General features: G+C 64.9%; 19 protein-coding genes. 11 read left to right on the top strand and 8 right to left on the bottom strand.

Annotated elements, in window-relative coordinates; all coding sequences use genetic code 11:
* The first annotated feature begins 170 nt into the window (after positions 1–170).
* From I6F38_RS04530 to I6F38_RS04490, 9 genes are all read left to right on the top strand, one after another.
* Positions 171–1,724, top strand: a complete 1,554-nt coding sequence (locus tag I6F38_RS04530) for a long-chain fatty acid--CoA ligase (protein WP_225159232.1) — start codon at positions 171–173, stop codon at positions 1,722–1,724.
* Positions 1,694–2,791, top strand: a complete 1,098-nt coding sequence (locus I6F38_RS04525) for a phosphotransferase family protein (RefSeq protein WP_225159231.1) — start codon at positions 1,694–1,696, stop codon at positions 2,789–2,791. The genes I6F38_RS04530 and I6F38_RS04525 overlap by 31 nt, the downstream gene beginning before the upstream one ends.
* Complete coding sequence (locus I6F38_RS04520; protein ID WP_225159230.1) at positions 2,788–3,297, top strand: hypothetical protein; 510 nt, start codon at positions 2,788–2,790, stop codon at positions 3,295–3,297. Before I6F38_RS04525 ends, I6F38_RS04520 begins: the two co-directional genes overlap by 4 nt.
* Positions 3,298–3,484: 187 nt before the next feature.
* On the top strand, positions 3,485–4,744 hold the full coding sequence (locus I6F38_RS04515; RefSeq protein ID WP_225159229.1) for an aromatic ring-hydroxylating dioxygenase subunit alpha: 1,260 nt from the start codon (positions 3,485–3,487) through the stop codon (positions 4,742–4,744).
* Positions 4,744–5,241: an aromatic-ring-hydroxylating dioxygenase subunit beta gene (locus tag I6F38_RS04510; protein ID WP_225159228.1), complete on the top strand. Its 498-nt coding sequence runs from the start codon at positions 4,744–4,746 to the stop codon at positions 5,239–5,241. The genes I6F38_RS04515 and I6F38_RS04510 overlap by 1 nt, the downstream gene beginning before the upstream one ends.
* 12 nt (positions 5,242–5,253) lie before the next feature.
* Entirely contained in the window at positions 5,254–6,048 is a 795-nt protein-coding gene (locus tag I6F38_RS04505; protein WP_225159227.1) for an enoyl-CoA hydratase-related protein, read from the top strand.
* Between the two features lies 1 nt (position 6,049).
* Positions 6,050–6,799, top strand: coding sequence for an SDR family oxidoreductase (locus I6F38_RS04500; protein WP_225159226.1), 750 nt, complete (start codon positions 6,050–6,052; stop codon positions 6,797–6,799).
* Between the two features lies 1 nt (position 6,800).
* A complete protein-coding gene (locus tag I6F38_RS04495) occupies positions 6,801–7,736 on the top strand; it encodes an alpha/beta hydrolase (protein ID WP_225159225.1) in 936 nt (311 codons plus the stop codon).
* Positions 7,733–8,926, top strand: a complete 1,194-nt coding sequence (locus I6F38_RS04490) for an acyl-CoA dehydrogenase family protein (protein ID WP_225159224.1) — start codon at positions 7,733–7,735, stop codon at positions 8,924–8,926. Before I6F38_RS04495 ends, I6F38_RS04490 begins: the two co-directional genes overlap by 4 nt.
* Positions 8,927–8,938: 12 nt before the next feature.
* Here the strand turns inward: I6F38_RS04490 and I6F38_RS04485 are convergent, their stop codons facing one another.
* Genes I6F38_RS04485 through I6F38_RS04450 form a run of 8 tightly spaced genes read right to left on the bottom strand, consistent with a single transcriptional unit; the run spans position 8,939 to position 17,699 of the window.
* Positions 8,939–9,685 (bottom strand): NAD(P)H-dependent oxidoreductase, encoded by a 747-nt coding sequence (locus I6F38_RS04485; protein WP_225159223.1) that lies wholly within the window; start codon positions 9,683–9,685, stop codon positions 8,939–8,941.
* A 4-nt stretch (positions 9,686–9,689) separates the two neighbouring features.
* A complete protein-coding gene (locus I6F38_RS04480; protein WP_225159222.1) occupies positions 9,690–10,850 on the bottom strand; it encodes an ABC transporter substrate-binding protein in 1,161 nt (386 codons plus the stop codon).
* A gap of 34 nt (positions 10,851–10,884) precedes the next feature.
* Positions 10,885–11,931 carry a branched-chain amino acid ABC transporter permease gene (locus I6F38_RS04475; protein ID WP_225159221.1) on the bottom strand — a complete coding sequence of 349 codons (1,047 nt, stop codon included), beginning with the start codon at positions 11,929–11,931 and terminating at the stop codon, positions 10,885–10,887.
* Positions 11,931–12,803 (bottom strand): branched-chain amino acid ABC transporter permease, encoded by an 873-nt coding sequence (locus tag I6F38_RS04470; protein WP_225159220.1) that lies wholly within the window; start codon positions 12,801–12,803, stop codon positions 11,931–11,933. Before I6F38_RS04470 ends, I6F38_RS04475 begins: the two co-directional genes overlap by 1 nt.
* On the bottom strand, positions 12,804–14,738 hold the full coding sequence (locus tag I6F38_RS04465; RefSeq protein WP_225159219.1) for an AMP-binding protein: 1,935 nt from the start codon (positions 14,736–14,738) through the stop codon (positions 12,804–12,806). It lies immediately after the preceding gene.
* A complete protein-coding gene (locus tag I6F38_RS04460; RefSeq protein ID WP_225159218.1) occupies positions 14,738–15,532 on the bottom strand; it encodes an ABC transporter ATP-binding protein in 795 nt (264 codons plus the stop codon). The genes I6F38_RS04465 and I6F38_RS04460 overlap by 1 nt, the downstream gene beginning before the upstream one ends.
* Positions 15,529–16,383, bottom strand: coding sequence for an ABC transporter ATP-binding protein (locus tag I6F38_RS04455; protein WP_225159217.1), 855 nt, complete (start codon positions 16,381–16,383; stop codon positions 15,529–15,531). Before I6F38_RS04455 ends, I6F38_RS04460 begins: the two co-directional genes overlap by 4 nt.
* Positions 16,384–16,388: 5 nt before the next feature.
* Positions 16,389–17,699, bottom strand: a complete 1,311-nt coding sequence (locus I6F38_RS04450; protein WP_225159216.1) for an FAD-dependent oxidoreductase — start codon at positions 17,697–17,699, stop codon at positions 16,389–16,391.
* Between the two features lie 248 nt (positions 17,700–17,947).
* On the opposite strand from I6F38_RS04450, the gene I6F38_RS04445 reads away from it, so the two are divergent.
* A complete protein-coding gene (locus tag I6F38_RS04445; protein WP_225159215.1) occupies positions 17,948–18,583 on the top strand; it encodes a TetR/AcrR family transcriptional regulator in 636 nt (211 codons plus the stop codon).
* 195 nt (positions 18,584–18,778) lie between these two features.
* Complete coding sequence (locus I6F38_RS04440; RefSeq protein ID WP_225159214.1) at positions 18,779–19,267, top strand: DUF417 family protein; 489 nt, start codon at positions 18,779–18,781, stop codon at positions 19,265–19,267.
* The last annotated feature ends 605 nt before the right edge of the window (positions 19,268–19,872 follow it).

Genomic DNA, 19,872 nt, shown 5'->3' with positions numbered 1-19,872 from the left:
CTGGTTGATCCGGCGATGGAAGCCTTGAAAGGCTTTACCCCTCGCATCGGTTATGCAATAATAGACCGTCTGTCCGGATTATCAACTGGAATCTCCGGACGGCGTATCGGCCTCATGCGGGACGGAAACATCCGCAGGCGTGCGCGGCCGCATGACGGTGTGGAGGAAACATGAAGCTGACGCAGGCGCTGATCGCGGCGGTGCAATTGCGCAAGGACGCACCCGGCACCATCCACGCCGGACGGTCGCGGAGCTGGAAGGAGATCGGCCGGCGCGTTGCCTGTGCCGCGGGCGGGCTGCGACGGCTCGGCGTCGATGCCGGCGATCGCGTCGCCATCCTCGCGCACAACAGCGACCTCTATATCGAGGCGCTCTATGCCATCGCCTGGGCCGGTGCGGTCGCGGTGCCGCTCAACACGCGCTGGGCGGTCGCCGAGAACGCCTATGCGATTGACGATTCCACGCCAAAACTGTTGCTGGTCGACAAGGCCTTTGCCGAGATTGCGTCCGCGCTGCGCGGCGCAAAATCACTAACCGCGATGGTCTATCTCGACGAGGGGCAAGTGCCCGACGGTATGCAAAGCTATGACGAACTCATAGCGCATGCGCCGATCGAGGACGCCTCCGGCGCCTACAACGATCTCGCGGGCATCTTCTACACCGGCGGTACCACCGGGTTTCCCAAGGGCGTGATGCTGTCGCACGCCAACATCATCTATGAATCGCTGGTCTGGATCTATGCGCTCCGGTTCCGTGAAGATACCCGGTATCTGCACTCGGCCGGCATGTTCCACCTGGCGGGCACCTCGCCGATGATCGCGCTGACCCTGGTCGGTGGCACGCACGTGACCATCGCGAAGTTCGAGCCCGAGCTCGCGATGAAGACCATCGCCGAGCACAAGGTGGATTACTGCCTGTTCGTGCCGACCATGCTCAACATGATGCTCAACCATCCATCCTTCGGTACATATGACCTGAGCAGCGTCAAGGATTGCGAATATGGCGCCTCGCCGATGCCCGACGCGCTGCTGGTCAAGCTGATGCGCGTGCTGCCGAGCTGGCGCTTCCATCAGGGCTACGGCATGACCGAAAGCGCAGCGCTGGCGACCATCCTGCCGTGGGAGTATCACGCGCTGGAAGGGCCGCTGGCGGGCAAGCGCAAATCGGCGGGGCGGGCAGCGCCAGGCGTCGAAATCCGCATCATCGATCCCGCGGGCGATGAGGTGCCGCGCGGCACGGTGGGCGAGATCGCGATCCGCGGTGCCGGCGTGATGCTCGGCTATTGGCGCAAGCCCGAGGAAAGCGCGCGCGTGCTGCGCAACGGATGGCTGCACACCGGCGACGGCGCCTGGATGGACGAGGACGGATTTGTCTATATCGTCGACCGACTGAAGGACATGATCGTCTCGGGCGGCGAGAACGTCTATTCCGGCGAGGTGGAGAACGCCATCTTCCAGCACGAGCACGTCAAGGAATGCGCCGTTATCGCGGTGCCCGATCCGCAATGGGGCGAGGCGGTGCACGCCATAGTGGTGCCGAAGGACGGCGCGCGGCTCGATTCCGACATGGTGATCGCGCACTGCCGCACCTTGATCGCCGGTTACAAGTGCCCGCGTTCTGTCGATATCCGCATCGAGCCATTGCCGCTGACCGGCTCCGGCAAGATCATGAAGTCAGCGCTGCGCGAGGAGAAGTGGCAAGGCTATACGAGGTCAGTCAATTGATGCCGGAGGCTGCGAAACAATCCGATGATGTACCGGCCGCGCCGGAGCCGGTTCGCCCGGTCGCGGTGGATGACGATACAGTGCGGGCGGCACTGGCTCAGCATCTGTCGCGGATATCCGGAAGCCGGACGGAGATTGTCGGCTTCGGCCGCAAATCATCGGGTTTCTCCTGGGTCACCTATGCGTTCGTGGCCCGCACTGCGGCTGAAGGCGACCGCAAACTGATCCTGCGCGTCGGTCCACCGAGCGGGCTGTTTGCGCCTTACTCGGTGCTGCCCCAGGTTTATGCGCTGCAGTCGCTGGCCGGCAGCGGCGTACCGGTGCCGGCGTTGGTGTCATCAGAACAGGATGGCGCCGAGATCGGCTTTCCGTTCTTCATCTGCGAGCACATCGAGGGCGACGTGCCGGCGCCCTGGGCGGCGAGCGAACTCGATCCGGACCACAAGCGCGCGGTCGCCCGGCAGTTCGTCGAGATCCTCGCGTCGCTGCACCAGATCGACGCGGATGCGACGCCATTCGCATCGCGGCATCACAGCGGAGAACGTGCCGAAGTCCGCGCCATCGCCGGCTGGCGCGCCTCGCTGGCGCGGCCGACGGCGCGTTACTATCCGCTGCTCGACTGGGGTGGAAGCTGGCTGCAGGACAACTGTCCGCAACCGCCACGCCTGACCATCGTGCACGGCGACTACCGGATCGGGAACTTCATCGAGCACCAGGGGCGGATCGCCGCCATTCTGGATTGGGAGCTGACTCATCTCGGCGATCCCCACGAGGATCTGGCCTGGGCGATGATGCCGACCTTCAACGCCAGGAGCCGCAAGCTCTATGGCGTGCTCGAGCGCACGGAGGTGATCGATCTCTATCAGCGCGCCTCCGGCATTTCGGTCTCGGACAAGAGCCTCGCCTTCTACGAGGCCTATGCGCTGTATCAGGCGGCAGCGATCCAGATGTGCGCGGTGCGCGCCTTCGAGGTCGATCGCTTCAACGACATGCGGCTCGCCGTGATGGCAAGCCAGATGCCCTCGATCGTGCGGGCCTTCGAGCGCGCATTGGAGGCCGCGGCATGAGCGCGTCATTCGAACGGCTGATCGACGGCATCATCGATGCACTGCAAAGCCACGTCGTGCCGAACAGCAGCGATGATTTCGTCCGCGGTCAGGTGTTCTCCGCGATCTACGCGCTGAACAGCATGAAGCTCGCCGCCGACTGGAAGGCCGCGCCGCTGCTCGAGCAGGTGCGCCTGCAGGACGATGCATTCGTGGCAGTCAAACGATTGGCTGACGGCATGACGCATCCGGAGATTCCAGCAACGCCCCGCGTCCGGGGCGACATGTCCGACGCTGGCGCGATCGAGGCGCTGCGCGACGATGGCGACCGTCGGCTCGGGCAGCTTCTGCTCTGGGCGGCCGGCGAGGGCGCGCGTGTGGCCAATCGCAATGCCGCGACCGAGATCGAACGCCTGCTGCGGCGGGCGACCTGCGACCAGCTCAAGATCGAGCTCGCGACAACGCCGAAGTCGATGCTGCAGCAGATCGCAGGCGGCGAACGCGACGGTGGCGCGGCGCAGGACTGAGTCCGTCGCATCGCTAGCTACCCGGAATTGCATCTTTGCGCAGTGTTCCGGGGATCATTAATGGCCCCGGGAAAGAAGCTTGCCGGTCCATGGCGCTCATGCTATTAATTCACCGAACGGTCGTTCGGATTATTATTGAATGGCCGATAGACATCTGCGGCAAGCGGCCGGCGAGGGAGACGGAGCGATGAACATGATGACCGGCGTCCCGCCATGGGAGCGGCTGATCCGGCCCGACCGGGTGCACGGATCGCTCTACACCGACCCTGACATCTTCGAGGCCGAGCTCAAGAACATCTGGTACCGCACCTGGGTCTATGTCGGGCATGAGAGCGAGGTCCCGAACGCCAACGACTACGTCGTCAAGTCGATCGGCCCGCAATCCGTGATCATGACGCGCGACGAGCAGGGCAAGGTCAATTTGCTGCTCAACCGCTGCTCGCATCGCGGCAACCAGGTCTGCTCCTATGACCGCGGCAATGCCCGCTCGTTCACCTGTCCGTTCCACTCCTGGACTTTTGCCAATGACGGCCGCCTGGTCGGTTATGCCTTCCCCGACGGCTATGAGGGGCAGGACAAGTCGCAGCTCGCGCTCGGGCGGGTGACGCGCGTCGAGTCTTATCGCGGCTTCGTGTTCGGCTCGTTCGCGGCCGATGGCCCGACGCTGAAGGAGCATCTCGGCGGCGCCGCCGAGACCATCGATCGGCTGGTGCGCACCTCGCCGGAGGGCGAGGTCGAGATCACGGCGGGCTTCCTCAAGCATCGCGTCAAGGCGAACTGGAAGTTCATCCTGGAGAACGAGTGCGACGGCTATCACCCGGCCTTCGTGCACACCTCGATCTTCGGTGTCGCCGACAGCATGATCGGCAAGCTCTATGGCGGCGCCTCGACCGCGCTGACGCGCGACTACGGCAACGGCCATACCGAGATCGACCTGCGGCCCGAGTTCCGCAAGCGCGACGCGCCGATGAGTTGGTTCGGCACCAGCGAGGACCGGTTGCCGGACTATACTGCCCGCATGAAGGCCGCCCATGGCGACACCGCCGCGCGGGAGATCATGATCGACGGCACGCCGCATGTGATGATCTTCCCGAACCTGTTCATCGCCGAGATCCAGATGTTCGTGATCCAGCCGCTCGGAGTCGACGACAGCGTGCAGCACGTCACCGCGTTGCAGTTCAAGGGCGCGCCCGATCTGAACCGAAGGCTGCGCCAGCAGACTATGGGCTCGGTCGGCCCAGCCGGCTTCCTGCTGGCGGACGATTCCGAAATGTACGAGCGCTGCCATCGCGGCGTGCTGGCGCGCAATCCCGAGTGGATCTTCCTCGGCCGCGGCGAGAAGCGCGAGCGGCAGGACGAACTCGGCTTCACGGTCGGCCACGTCACCGACGAGGTGCCCTCGCGCGGCATCTGGACTCATTATCGCAAGCTGATGGAGCCTAACTGATGCTGTCGCGCGAGAGCAGCGCCACGTTGATGAGCGCCATCACCGCCTTCCTCTATCGCGAGGCGCGGCTGCAGGACGAGCATCAATACGAGGCCTGGGAAAAGCTCTGGACCGACGACGGCGTCTATTGGGTGCCGGCCAACGGCACCGACATCGATCCGGAACGGCAGATGTCGATCATCTACGACAACCGCTCGCGGATTGCGCTGCGCGTCCGGCAGCTGATGACCGGCAAGCACTTCACCCAGACGCCGCAGTCGAATTTGCGCCGGCTGATCTCCAACGTCGAATTGATGGACGAGCAGCCTGACGACGGCGACATCGCGGTCGCCAGCAACAGCCTCATTTTCGAATCGAGCCTGCGCGACGATACGCTGTGGGCGGCGCGCAATGAATACCGGCTGCGCCATGTCGATGGCGAATTGCGGATGGCCGCCAAGAAGGTCATCCTCGTCAACAACGACAAGGCGATCTACACGCTCTCGTTCCTGGTCTAGAGGAAACGCGCCATGATCGACAAGGGCCCCGTTCTGCTCGATATTACCGACGGCATCGCGCGGTTGCGGCTCAACCGCCCCGATGCGGCCAACGGCATGAGTGTCGAGCTGCTCCGCGCGCTGTGCGACGCCATCATGGTCTGTCATGGTCATTCCGATCTGCGCGTCGTGCTGCTGAGCGGCGAGGGCACCAATTTCTGCGCCGGTGGCGACGTCCGCGCCTTTGCCTCCATGGGCGAGAAGCTGCCGGACTATATCCGCCAGGCCACCGCCTATCTGCAGAATGCCGTGACCGGATTGCTGCGGCTGGAGGCGCCGGTCATATCATCGGTGCAGGGCTTTGCGGCAGGCGGCGGCGGTTTCGGCCTGGTCTGCGCTTCCGACATCGTGATCGCGGCGGAGTCCGCAAAATTCCTTGCCGGCGCGACACGGGTGGCGATGGCGCCGGATGCCGGCGTCTCCGTCACGCTGTCGCGGCTGGTCGGCCTGCGGCGGGCGATGTCGATCCTCCTGACCAATCCGGTGATCCCGGCGGCGGAAGCGTTGCAGATCGGCATCGTCACCAGGGTCGTCCCCGATGCCGAGCTCGCCGAGGCATCGCTCGCGCTGGCCCGCGAGCTTGCGGCCGGCGCGCCGAAGGCGCTGGCGGCGACCAAGCGGCTGGTCTGGGCCGGCACCGGCACCAGCATCGAGCAGTGCCTGTCGGAAGAGGCGCGCACCGTCGCCGAACTCTCGGGGATGGCCGATGCGCGCGAAGGGCTCGCCGCGGTGATCGAGCGGCGCCAGCCTGTATTCACGGGGCGCTGAGGTGGCGAGCTTGCCATTCGGACGTCTCGATGGCCGCCGCGCCTTCGTCTCCGGCGGCGCGCGGGGCATCGGTGCTGCGATCGCGCGCAGCTTTGCCGGCGCGGGTGCAAGGGTCGTGATCGCCGATCTCGATGTCGCCGCGGCCTCGGAGCAGGCGCGCGAGACTGGCGCTAACGTTGCAGGACTTGACGTTAGCGATGCCATGGCCGTGCAGGCTGTGATGGCGCAGGACGGCCCGTTCGACATTGTCGTCAACAATGCCGGCATCGATCAGCACGCCTTCTTCACAGATACCACGGCGGAAGATTGGGCGCGGCTGATCGCGGTCAATCTCACCTCGGTCTTGGCCTGCACCCACGCCGCGCTGCCGGCGATGCAGGCGGCGCGCTTTGGCCGCATCATCAACGTCACCTCGGAAGCGGCTCGGCTCGGCTCAAAGGGCGGTGCCGTCTACTCCGCGGCCAAGGGCGGCGTGATCTCGTTCACCCGGAGCATCGCGCGGGAAAATGCACGCTATGGCATCACCGCCAACGCGATCGCGCCGGGACCGATCCGCACGCCAATGCTGGAGCAGGCCGTGGCAAAAGGCGGCGACAGGATCCTGCAGGTAATGACCGGCGCAACGCTGCTCGGCCGCCTCGGCGAGCCGGAGGAGGTCGCGGCTGCCGCGCTGTTCCTGGCTTCCGACCAGGCGGCCTACATCACCGGAGAAACGCTCGGCGTTTCCGGCGGCATGGGCATCGGCGGCTGAAATGGACAGCGGAGACGACGATATCGCAATCACGCCGGTCGATCGCGCGATCGAGCGTTTGCGCGCGATCTATCGCGGCTGGACCCGCGATACATCGGTGGCGCAGATGCGCGACGACTGGGACGCCGCCTTTGCCGGCTGCTCGGTGCCGGTGACGCGCCAACCGGTCGCCGCCGGCGGGGTCGACGGCGAATGGCTCGTGCCGACGGACGCACCGCGCGACAAGGTGATCCTCTATTTTCACGGCGGCGGTTTCCGCATCGGCTCGGTCGCGTCGCATCGCGACCTGGCCGCACGGATTGCCGATGCATCCGGCTGCCGCGTGCTCTCGATCAATTACCGGCTTGCGCCGGAGCATCGCTCCCCCGCGGCGCTGGAGGATGCGCTGACTGCCTATCAGTATCTGCGCGATCAGGGGCTGCATCCGGCGGATATCGCCTTCGCCGGGGATTCGGCCGGCGGCAATCTCGTGCTGTGCACGATGCTGGCGGCGCGCGACCGTGGCCTGCAGCTGCCCGCCGCCGCCGCGCTGATGTCGCCCTGGACCGATCTTACCGCGAGCGGCGCCAGCTATCAGAGCAGGGCCGAGGCCGATCCGATCCACCAGCGTGCGATGATCCTGGCGCTTGCCAGGAATTATCTCGGCAAGGACGGCGATGTCAGCAATCCGCTGGCCTCGCCGCTTTATGCCGATCTCAGCCGTCTGCCGCCGCTGCTGGTGCAGGTCGGCGACCGCGAGACCGTGCGCGACGATGCGACGGAACTGGCCGCACGGGCGCAGGCTGCCGGTGTCGACGTCGCGCTGCAGGTGTGGGACGGCATGATCCACGTCTTCCAGATGTTCCCGGAGATTCCGCAGGCGAGCGAGGCGATCGCATCGCTGGCAGCTTTTTTGCGCAACCATCTTCACATCGGCCATGAGAGGGCGCCACAATGAACGTCATGACGTCGGATCCGCGCCAGTTCACTGAGACCGAATTCCACTTTTCGGAACAGCCCAATCTGCCCGAGGAGCTGCGCATGCTGCGCGAGCAGGTGCGCCGCTTCGTCGAGAAGGAGGTGGTGCCGCATGCCGAGGCGTGGGAGCGCGACGGCAAGATCCCGCGCGAGATCTATCGCCGCATGGGCGAGCTCGGCTTTCTCGGCATGCGCCACGCGGTCGACTATGGCGGCACCGACATGGGGCCGCTGGCCTCGATGGTATTCGCCGAGGAGTTGGGGCGCTCCAGCTTCGGCGGTTTCACCTCGTCGATCCTCGTGCATACCGACATGTCGGCGGTGCACATCTCCTTGCGCGGTACGCCGGAACAGAAGCAGAAGTATTTGCCGGCGATCATCCGCGGCGAGACGGTGTGCTCGATCGCGGTGACCGAACCCGATGCGGGCTCCGACGTCGCAGGCCTCAAGACGCGGGCGCGGCGCGACGGCGACAGCTGGGTGATCAACGGCGCAAAGATGTTCATCACCAACGCGGTCTATGGCGACATCCTGATCGTCGCCGCGCGGACCGACCCGCATGCCAAGGGCAGCCGCGGCATCTCGCTGTTCATCGTCGAGCGTAACACGCCGGGCATCACGGCGACCAAGCTCGACAAGCATGGCTGGCTCTGCTCGGACACCGCCGAGATCGCGTTCCAGGACGTGCGCGTGCCGGCGGAGAATCTGCTCGGCGAGGAGAACAAGGGCTTCTATGGCATCATGGAGACCTTCCAGAACGAGCGCATCTGCATCGGCGGCATCTGCGCGGGGGAATCCGCCAAGGCGATCGAGCTGACGGCGAATTACGTGAAGACGCGGCAGGCGTTCGGCGGCCCGCTCTGGAATCAGCAGGGCGTGCGGCTGAAGCTCGCCCAGCTTGCCGCGAAGGCGGCGGCGGCGCGGGCGCTGGCCTATCAGGCCGCCGAGCTCGCGGCGGCCGGGCAGGATTGCCTGCGTGAGGTCTCGATGGTGAAGGCGCTGTCGCCCGAGGTGCTGCATGAGGTCGTGCATGGCTGTCTGCAATTGCATGGCGGCTCAGGCTTCATGCGCGGCACCCCGATCGAGCGCATGGTGCGCGACGCGCGGGTGCTGACGATCGGCGGCGGCGCCACCGAGGTGATGCTCGAGGAGGTCGCCAAGCGGATGTGAGGGGCTCAGCCCCTACGGGGCCGGCGGCTTGCCCTGGCCGACAGTCTGCGCCGCAATACCCGGCTTCAGCCGCCAGTCCTCGCCAAAATCCGCGAGCGGATGGAAGAACAGCGGCTCGGTGGTCTCAAGCTGCCGCAGCCGTTCGGCATAGTCGTCGAGATAGCGGTGCCGCGTGGCCTCGTCGACGAAGTTCACTGAATACGACACGAACGGCGGCAGCACCTTGCAGCCGGCATAGGCCAGCATGCCGTTCTGGATCGGCCACAGCACCACATCGAGCGCGCCGACCAGCCCGTCGGGCGCGCACATGCCGGGATAGGCGGCGGTCGAGGTCACGACCATGGCGCGGCGGCCGTTGAGGCCGCCGGTGTCGTAGCGGCGGCCGCTGCCGTAAATTGCGCCGTTGACGAACACGCGGTCGATCCAGCCTTTCATGATGGCGGGGACCGAGAACCACCACAGCGGAAACTGCAGGATCAGGAGGTCGCACCACAGCAGCTTCTCGATCTCGGCGGCGATATCGCCGCTGAGCGCCCCGTGCTGCAGATTGTATTTCTGCTCGCGGTCATATTGCAGCCGGTCGGGAAACCGCCGCGCGCCAAAGTCTTCGGCGGTCGCCACCGGGTTGAACCGCATGGCGTAGAGATCGGAGATCCTGACCGTGTGCCCGAGCGCGGTCAGTTCCGCCACCGACCGCGCCAGCAGTGCAGCGTTGAACGACCGCGCCTCCTGATGGGCAAAGACGATCAGGACCTTCATCTCTCTATTTCACCGGCTTGAAGCTGAGCGTCGCGGCATCTGCCTGCATGATCTGCAGCTTCTGGTTGGAGAAGCGGACGCCGGGGCCGAAGCTGATCGGCGCCATCACGCCGGTCTCGACATTCTTGGTCTTCTCCAGCTCCGAGATGGTGCAGGCCCAGGTCGGCTGCTTGCCGCAGCGCTCGATCGCCGCGATCAAGACCTTCGCGGCGGCATAGCCGGTCATGGTGTAGCGGTTGATGCCCTTGAACTCGGCCTCAGACACCAGCGGCTTGGCCTTCTCGAGGAACGCCTTGCCCGCCTCGCCGGCGAACGGCTCGACATAGTCGACCGCGTAGATGCCATCGCCCGCCGGGCCCATCAGCTTCAGCACCGGCTCGATGCGGCCGGGCCAGAAGATGCCGGTCACCGGCTTGATGTTCAATTTCTCGAGCTCTTTTGTCATCGCGATGTTCTCGGCGATGATGCCGCCGGCCAAAAACACCTCGGCGCCGGCATCCTTCAGCTGCAGCATGTCGGACGAGAAGTCCTGTTGGCCCTTCTTGTAGTTGCCGCTGTAGACGACGTTCAGCTTCTTGACTTTGACCACGGAATCGAAGCCGTCGCGCACCGTGATGCCGTAATCGTCGTCCTGGGTGATCAGGCCCCATTTCTTGCCGGGGTTCCTGTCGGCAAGGAAGTTGACGAGATGGATGATGCCTTCCTCGTAGGATTGCCCGACCACGAACACGCTCTTGCGCGCCGGCTCCCACAGGAATTTGACCGGCGCGACGTCGATCACGGTCGGGATGCCGGATTTCTCCAGCACCGGCATCACCGCGATCGACTGGCCCGAGCCGGAGATGCCGAGCATCGCGAAGACCTTGTCGACGTCGATCACCTTCTTGACGCCCTGGATGGTGCGCGCGGTGACGTAGCCGTCGTCCTCCAGCACATATTTGATCTTGCGGCCGTTGATGCCGCCGGCGGCGTTGGCCTCGGCGATCGCGATCTTGTGGCCGATCGAGGCGGCGACGCCCAGCAGCGCCGGCGGGCCGGTCAGCGGCTCGACGTCGCCGATCAGGATCTCGCTGTCGGTGATCCCGGGATCGGCGGCAGCAGCCGGGCCGGTCGCGAGACAGGCCGTGGAAAGCAGCAGCGCGGCCGCCGCCAGGTGTTTGATCATTGTCTCCTCCTCATGGTGTTGCGTCTTTTTTTGATTAGTAGCGCAGCGGCCAGTGCACCCAGGCCCGCCTGATGTCGTGCCAGGCGCCGACCAGCCCCCGCGGCTGGAAGCGCAGGAACAGGATGATGACGAGGCCGTAGAGCATGCTCTTCAGCTCCTGCGCGCCGGTCGTGAAGGTCGCGTCCATCTGCGCGCTGAACAGGCTGAAGACGATCCGTGTCGCCTCGGGCAGCAGCACGATCAGGATGGTGCCGAGCACTGCGCCGAGCGCCGAGCCGAGCCCACCGACGATCAGGATTGCCAGCGCCTCGATCGAGAGCAGGAACGGAAAGCCCTCGACGCTGACGAAGGAGAGATAGATGCCGTACAGCGCGCCGGCGATGCCGGTGATGAATGCCGAGGTGACGAAGGCGAACAGCTTGTAGGCATGCAGGTTGATGCCCATGACGCGCGCCGCGGTGTCGTTGTCCTTGATCGCGACGAAGGCGCGGCCGACCCGGCTGCGGCGGATGTTGAGGGTGGCGAACAGCGTCAGCCCCGCGATGCCGAGGCAGAGATAGGTGAAGGCGGCATCGCCGTCGAAGCTGATGCCGAAGATCTCGGGCCGCTGCACCTGAATGCCGCGTGCGCCGTTGGTGAGCCAGCGCATCTCCAGGATCACGGTGTTGATGATGAAGGAGAAGGCGAGCGTGGTGATGGCGAGGTAAAGTCCCTTGAGCCGAAGCGACGGCGCGCCGACGATCAGGCTCGCCAGCGTCGGCACCACGCCGGCGCCGAGGAAACCGACCAGCGGCGGCATGTGATATTTCGAGACCAGTACCGCATAGGCATAGGCGCCGGTGACGAGGAAACCGACATGGCCGAGCGAGATCAGACCGGTGTAGCCGGTCAGGATGTTGAGTCCGAGCGCGCCGGTGACCGTGATCAGGATGATCATCAGGAACGACAGCGCGTAGGAGTTCAGTACAAAAGGAGCGGTGATCAGCGCCAACAGCAGCACGGCTGACCATAGCCAGACCGGCGGGGAATCGATCAGCGCAACGAGTTCGCCATAGCTCTGCTTGTAATCGCCGGTGCGCATCACACCCTCTCGATGTCGCGTTCGCCGAAGATGCCGAATGGGCGGATCATCAGCACGATGATGATCATGGCAAAGCCCGCGACCTCCTTCATGCCGGAGCCGATATAGCCGCCGGCCAGGTTTTCGGTGATGCCGATCAGGAGGCCGCCGAGGCCGGAGCCGAGCACGGCGTCGAGGCCGCCGAGGATGGTGGCCGGAAACGCCTTCAGCCCGAGCTGGAACATCGCTGGCGATAGATCATAAGACAGCGCGAAGAACACGCCGCCGATGCCGGCGATCACTGAAGACGCGGCCCAGGCCAGCGCATGAACTCTTGTTGCGCTGATGCCCATCAATAGCGCGGTGCGGTCGTCGGCCGCGACCGCGCGCATCGCAACCCCGACCTTGCTGTAACGGAAGAACGCCCAGATCGCGGCGAGCAGCAGAAGCAGCGTCGCGATGACGGCAATCTGCCCGGTACGCACGCCGATTCCGCCGAGATGCACGATGCCGCGGCCCATGCCGATGTCGAGGCCGTGTGGATAGGCGTCCCAGATGAAGTTGATGGCGGAGCGCAGGATCACGGCGAGCCCGATCGTCACCATCACGGTCGCGAATACCGGCTCGCCCAGCATCGGCCGCATCACGAGGCGCTCGATGATCAGGCCGAGCAGGACAGCGGCGAGAACCGCACCCACCGCGACGACGAACACATTGCCGCTGACCGTGGTCGAGATCGTCCAGGCGATATAGGCGGTGATCATGGTCATCTCGCCCTGTGCGAAATTGACCAGCCCGGTGGACTTGTAGATCACCGCAAAGCCCATCGCGATCAACCCGTAGATCGCGCCGATCGCGAGTGCCGAGATCAGCAGCTGGATGAGATACTGCATTCAGCCCTCCGCCCGGTAGATGATGGCGAGCTCGCGGGCGAACTTCTTCTCGATCATGGCGCGGCGTACCTTCTGGGTGGCGGTCAGCTCGCCGTCGTCATGGTCGAGCTCCTTTTCCAGGATGGCGAACCGCCTGATGTTCTCGACCCGGGCGAACCGCTTGTTGGTCTCGTTGACGACGCGCTCGACCAGGTCATTCACTTCGGGAAGCTGCGACAGCGATTTGTAGTTGGTGTAGGCGAGCGCCCGGTCGCGCGCCCAGCGGCCGACATTGTCGTAATCGACCTGGATGATGGCGCCGAGATACTTCCTGGCCTCGCCGACCACGATCGCTTCCTTGATGAATTCGGAATCCTTCAGCGCATTCTCGATCTCGGACGGCGCGATGTTCTTGCCGCCGGCGGTGATGATGATCGCCTTCTTGCGGTCGACCACGGCGATCTCGCCATTGTCGAGCACGTCGATGACGTCGCCGGTGCGCAGCCAGCCGCCGGGCTCCAGCGAGGCGGTCGAGGCCATTTCGTCGAGGAAGTAGCCCTTGAAGACGCCGGGGTTGCGCAGCAGGATCTCGCCGTCGGTGTCGCACTTCCATTCGGTCTGGGGCAGCGGCACGCCGCAGCCGCCGATCCGGTGATGGTTTTCGGTCTGGATGAAGGCGACGCCGCCGCTTTCGGTGAGGCCATAGCCTTGCGACACCGGGCGGCCGATGATGTCGAAGAAGCGCAGCGTCTCCGGCGAGATCGAGGCGCCGGCGCAGAGCCGGTGCCGGCTGTAGGCGAAGCCGAGATGGCGCTGCAAATTGCGGAACATCAGGAGATAGAGCAGCCCATAGGCGGCGCGATTGAGCCAATTGTCGTTGCCGGCCTGCCGACGGTCGGACAGCGTGCGGCCCCAGGCGAGGCAGGCCCTGGTGAAGCTCTGGCGCAGGCGGCCGCTCTCGCCGAGGCGGAACAGAAAGCCCTGCTGCAGCTTCTCATAGATGCGGGGAACGCCGACGAAGAAGGTCGGTGCGATCTCGCGGATGTTGATCGCGACGGTGTCGATCGATTCGGCAAAGGAGACGGTGCCGCCGAGCACCAGATGGGTCACCGTGCCGTAGCAGCGCTCTGCGACATGGCACAGCGGCAGATAGCTCACCGCCTCGAACGGCTTGTCGGCAATGCCCACGGTTTTGGCATAGGCATAGGCGGCGTAGACGAGATTGCGATGGGTCAGCATCGCGCCCTTGGGCGGGCCGGTTGTGCCTGAGGTGTAGACGAGGATGCAGACGTCGTCAGGCGCGCCCTGGCTGATCAGGCGGTCGAGCGTGGCGTCGGCCTCCGGGTTCTGCTGGGCGTAGGTCTTGCCACGCTCGCACAATGCGGCGAACGACATCAGCTCCGATTGCCGGTAATGCCGCAGGCCCTTCATGTCGACGCAGACGATGGCCTCGAGGTCCGGCAGGCCGCCATTATTGGCCATCGCGTCGAGCACCTTGTCGGTCTGCTCCTGGTCGCCGGTGACGACGATGCGGGCGCCCGAATGCTTGACGATATATTGCAGCTCGACCCAGGGATTGGTCGGATAGATGCCGACCGCCACCGCGCCGATCATCTGCGCACCAAGATCGGCGTAAAACCATTCCGGCGTGTTCTCGCCGGCGATGGCGATCCGGTCGCCCGGCTTGATGCCGAGCGAGAGCAGGCCGAGCGCCAACGCGCGCGCGGTGTCGTAATAGTGCCGCCAGGAATAGGGATTCCAGATGCCGTAGTCCTTCTCGCGCAGCGCCAGCGCCTCGCCGTGCATCGCTGCGCGCTGCCGTAGCAATTGCGGGATAGTGATGGCGGCATCCGCAAGCGCAACCTGGAATGCGTCGATGCCGGCCGCGGGCACACTGCGTGCGGCGCTGGCTGGCAGCGGCGGATGAGCGGTGCGCAGGCTATCCAGCGTCGACATCACGCGCCTGCCTTTGCCATCGCGTCAGTGCGCTGGCCGCCGAGATAGGCCTCCGCAACAGCCGGATCGCGCCTGATCTCACCAGGTGTGCCTTCGGCGATCTTGCGGCCGAAATTCAGCACATGGACCCGGTCGGAGATGTCCATCACGATGCGCATCTCGTGCTCGATCATCACGACGGTGATGCCGAGCTCGTCGCGGATGTCGAGCACGAAGCGTGCGATGTCCTCGGTCTCCTCCTGGTTCATGCCGGAGACCATCTCGTCCAGCAGCAATAGCTTCGGCTCGCAGGCGAGCGCGCGGGCGAGCTCGACGCGCTTCTGCTGGCCGTAGGACAGCGTGCCGACCACGGCGTCCCTGATGTGCTCGATCTCGAGGAATTCGATGATGTGTTCGACACGCCGCCGTGCCGCGATTTCCTCCTTGCGGGTACGCCCGTAAAACCACACCGCATCGAGCACGGTCGAGCGCAGATGGGTGTGGCGGCCGGTCAGGATGTTCTCGACCACGGTGCCGTGCTTGAACAGCGCCAGATTCTGGAAGGTGCGGCCGATACCGACGGCGGCGAATTTCCACGGCGAGATCGTCGAGAGGTCGATGCCGTCGAAGCTGATCCGGCCGCCGCTCGGCCGCAGCACGCCCGAGATCATGTTGAACAGCGTGGTCTTGCCGGCGCCGTTCGGACCGATCACGCTGCAGATCTCGCCGGGCGCGACGCGCAGGCTGACATCGGCGACCGCCTGCAGGCCGCCGAAGCGCTTTGACAGGTTCTCGACCGTGAGCAGCGCCGTCACGACAGCCACCGCTTGCGACGCTTGTAATGCTTGACGTCGCGCAGGCTCTTGCGGCCGGCGGAGGAGACGCCGAGATAGAATTCCTGGACGTCCTCGTTGGCGGTGAGCCTCGCTGCCGTGCCGTCGAGCACGACGCGACCGGTCTCCAGGATGTAGCCGTAGTCGGCGATGTCGAGTGCGCGCTGCGCGTTCTGCTCGACCAGCAGCACCGTCATCTTCAGTTCGTCGCGCAGCCGGACGATCACCTCATAGATGCGGTCGATGATCAGCGGCGCGAGGCCGAGCGACGGCTCGTCGAGCGCCAGCAACACGGGATCGGTCATCAACGCGCGGCCGATCGCGAGCATCTGTTGCTCGCCGCCGGACATGTAGCCGGCGATCTGGTCGCGCCGCTCATATAGCCGCGGAAACAGCGCAAACACCTTGTCGCGGCGCTCGCGCGCCTCGGCGCTGGTCCTGGTGTAGCCGCCCATTTGCAGGTTCTCGTCGATGGTGAGTGCCGCGAACACGCGGCGGCCCTCCGGCACCTGCACGATGCCGCGGCGGACCAGTTCGTCCGGCGCAAGGCGATGCACCTCGTCATTGCTGAAGCGGATGCTGCCGTTCTCGATCACGCCTTCCTCGGTATAGAGGATGCCGGACATCGCCTTCAGCAGCGTCGATTTGCCGGCGCCGTTGGAGCCGAGCAGGGCGACGATGTTGCCCTCGGGCACCGCGATCGAGACGTCGCGGATCGCCTCGATCGCATTGTCGTAGACGATCCGGATGTTGCGGAATTCAAGCAAGCCATCCTGCGCCGGCGCGGCCTGCGGCGCTGCTTGCGGCATCGGATGCGGGATGGTCGTCGGCATCGTGCTCAGACCCGGCCTGCCGATAAGCGCGGGCGCGCGGCGAGGATCGCATCGGTGACGATCTTGGCGGTCTCGGCGCAGGCCTGCGTGCCGCCATTGCCATATTGCTTCACCGCGTCGCCGACGCACCACAGGCCCTCGATACCGGTCTCGCGCGGCAAATCGTAGCCGGCGCAGCTGCGTTGTGCCGGCCAGTCGTCGCGCATCACCCGGATCGAGAGGATTTTTGCCTGGTCGAAATTCGCGAACTGCTCGCGCAGATCCTCGAGCGCGAGCTGGACTTCTGCATCGGAGTCAAAGTCACCGAGCGCGGGTACCGGCACGGCATAGGCGACATAGAGGTGCCAGCCGGGCGGCGCCAATTCCGGACAGGTGGCGGAGAGGTTGGCCATGTTGCAGAGCCGGCGCGTCTTGCCGAAGGTGACGATGCCGGGATGACTGATCAGCGGCTCGCGGCTCGCGACATTGATGACGATGTTGGCGGCCGGGCGAAGGTCGTTCTTCACCCTGGTGATATAATCCGCCGGGAACGCCTCGCTGCCGGCGAGCGCGACGGTGGCCTTCGGTCCCGCATTGCTGATCACGAGATCGGTGTCGATCCGCACCCGCTCGCCGTTCCTGAGCACGGTGACGCCTTCGACCTTGCCGTTCGCGGTGTGGATCGTGGTCGCCGGCGTTTCCAGCCAGATGTCGCCATTGCGCCTGACGGCATTGCCTAGACTGTTCCAGACGCCGATCGTGCCCTGCGGGCAGAAGCCGAATTTCTTGAAGGCGCCCTTGCTGGTGAAATAGGTGAGGAAGGCGCGGGCCGGCAGCTCGGCGGCGTTGGAGGCGAAGATCGCCGCGCAAAGATTGCGGAACAGCGCGTGTACGGTGGCGTTGCTGGTGTAGCCCTTCAGCCAGTCCTCGGTCGATTGTCGCCCGTCGGGCAGGTTGCCGGAGCGGGCGTCGGCGAATTTCTCCAGGATGCGCGAGGCCTGCTTGGTCAGTTGCCCGAGCAGCAGAGACCAGCCGCCGCGGCCGACATCGATCACCTTACCGTCGATGAAGAACGAGCTCGCGGGCTCCGGCGCGCGGATGTCGAGCGGGGCGCCGACGGTGTGGAAGGTTTCCTCGAACACGCCACCGAACTCGATCGCGATCGCGCCGATATTGACCTTGAAGCCGTCGATCTCCTCGGTCGAGGCGCGCCCGCCGAGCCGGTCCCTGTCGTCGACGACGAGCGTATGCAGCCCGCCATGGGCGAGGCGCGCCGCGGCACACAGCCCGCCGGCACCGGCTCCGATCACGACAGCATCGATCCTCTGAGAATCCACGCGCAACCTCCCGCGATGCCGCCGGGTTGCTCCCGGCGTGCGCAATCCGCTTGCTTGATGGAAGGCAGTCTAATATAATCCGACCGGTCGTTCAAATTATCTTTTGACGCAGGTCGCGTCATCATCGGCGATCGAAGAGTTCTGGTGGATGGTGCCCGCAAAGGGGAGGAGAGCGTGAGGCGGCGGTAGTATAGAGAGGGGCAGTCGCCCGATTCCGGCGGCGCAGATGGTGCACGAGAGAGACGGCAATGGCGCGGACGCGCTCAGAAAATTACGACGAGATCCAGCGGAACATTCTCACCACCGCCTGCGGCCTGTTCGCGCGGCAGGGCTACATGCGTGCCTCGATCGCCGACCTTGCGGATGCCTGCAAGCTGTCGCGCGGCGCGCTGTACCATTATTTCGACTCCAAGGAAGCGATCCTGTTCGCGATCCTCGACGCCCATATCCGCGAGATGATCGCGGACGTCGAAGCCGCGATGGCCGCAAAGGCGACGACGCTGGAGCAGTTCCGCGCCGCGATCCAGGCCGTCGTCGCGCTGAATGCGCGTTCGAGCGACGAGCAGCGCGTGATCCTCAACGACCTCTCGTTCCTCGGCGAGACCGAGCAGGATGCGATCAAGGCGCTGGAGCGTCAGCTGGTCGACACGGTCTCGGATCTCTTGGTCAAGCTCGACAAGGAGGGCAAGATCGTCAAGCGGACCAAGAAGATCTACAGCATGATGCTGTTCGGCATCCTGAACTTCAGCCACACCTGGTACGATCCGAAGGGCGGAATCGATCCAAGGGAGTTCGCCGATATGGTGGTGGACCTGTTCCTGTACGGCTTCACCATGCCGGTGCCGGCAAAGGACGCCGCGCGGCCGCTGCGCCAGCGCGCCTGAGACCGACGCGGCGCGCTCTCCGGCTGCGCGCCGAAGACATCTCTCGCAGCGATTGTTACTCATCTCATCGCACATCATCGTGAAGGCCGAGACGCTGTCCCGCGCGTAACGAACGCGCGGCGCGCGGCGTAGTTCTGCCACGAACGCCGCATCAGCGGCTGATGATGACATCGCAGCGAGGGAAGAAACATCCACATGAATCTGTCGTTCAACATCGCCGAACAAGGCGAGGGGTCTTATCGTGCGCTCGCGATCCTGCGCTGGGTCATGGTCGTGATCTTCGTGTCGTTCGGCATGCAGAAGTTCACATTGCAATCGGCGCAGGGCATCGCGCAGTTCATCAGCAACAGCCCGTTCATCTCGTGGCTGTCGGTGTTCGGTCTCCGCGGCGAGGCCTACGTGCTCGGCGTCACCGAGTTCGGCATCGCGGCGCTGCTCGCCGCCGGCGCGTTCAGCCCGGTTCTCTCGGCGATCGGCGCGCTGATGGGCGTCATCACCTTCGCGGTGACGTGGTCGTTCTTCTTCACGACGCCGGGGGTGGTCAAATGGAGCCTGTCGACCGATCCGATGGCCTGGAACCTGGCCGGCGAGTTCCTGTTCAAGGATATCGTGCTTCTGTGCGTCTGCCTCGTGCTGCTGTTGGCGTCGTTGCCGCGGTCGATCGTCCGCTCGCGCGCCACATAGGTCTCGCGCCGCGCATCGATGGTTAACCGATGCTCAAACAGTCATCGCGCGCATCCGGCATCTGGAACAGGACAAAACGTCGCGGATGACTGTGTCTTGAAAATCGAATCCGACCGGCTTATGCAACCTTCGATTGACGAATTGTTGCTAGGAAGAAACGTCCCCGGTTGGGAGCGGAATGTGACGAAGTCAGAAATATCCTTGGCCCGATCGGCAAGCGCCGATCTTGCCGTTTCGTCGAAGCCCACTCCCGTCATTTTCAAACGTCCCGCATTTTTTTGTTCGATTGCAGTTCCCGCACCGTGGCTGGAGTGGGAGGGCGGTCGCGATCGCGGCTTCCGGAAGTGACCACCGGAACAGCGATCGGGCCGCCCCGTCCCCAGCCGGGCGGGTAACGGCGCAAGACGCGCAATCGTGAATTCGGACGCATCGGTTCCACCGCTAGGATCGTGATGTCGCCATCTCTCGATGGTGAACAGTCGTCCGTTAAGAAGCCGGATTGATCGAGGCTGGCCGGGCGAGCGTGCGCCATAGCTGGGCCAGGAACAGGCACAAGAGATATCTCAGCCAGGCGAGGATGCGGCGGAAGTTGTGTCCGACGGCTG

It is taken from the genome of Bradyrhizobium sp. BRP56 (assembly GCF_020194035.1).
In the GTDB taxonomy this organism is placed as follows: Bacteria; Pseudomonadota; Alphaproteobacteria; order Rhizobiales; family Xanthobacteraceae; genus Bradyrhizobium; species Bradyrhizobium australafricanum.
This window is presented reverse-complemented; position numbering and strand designations above follow the sequence as displayed.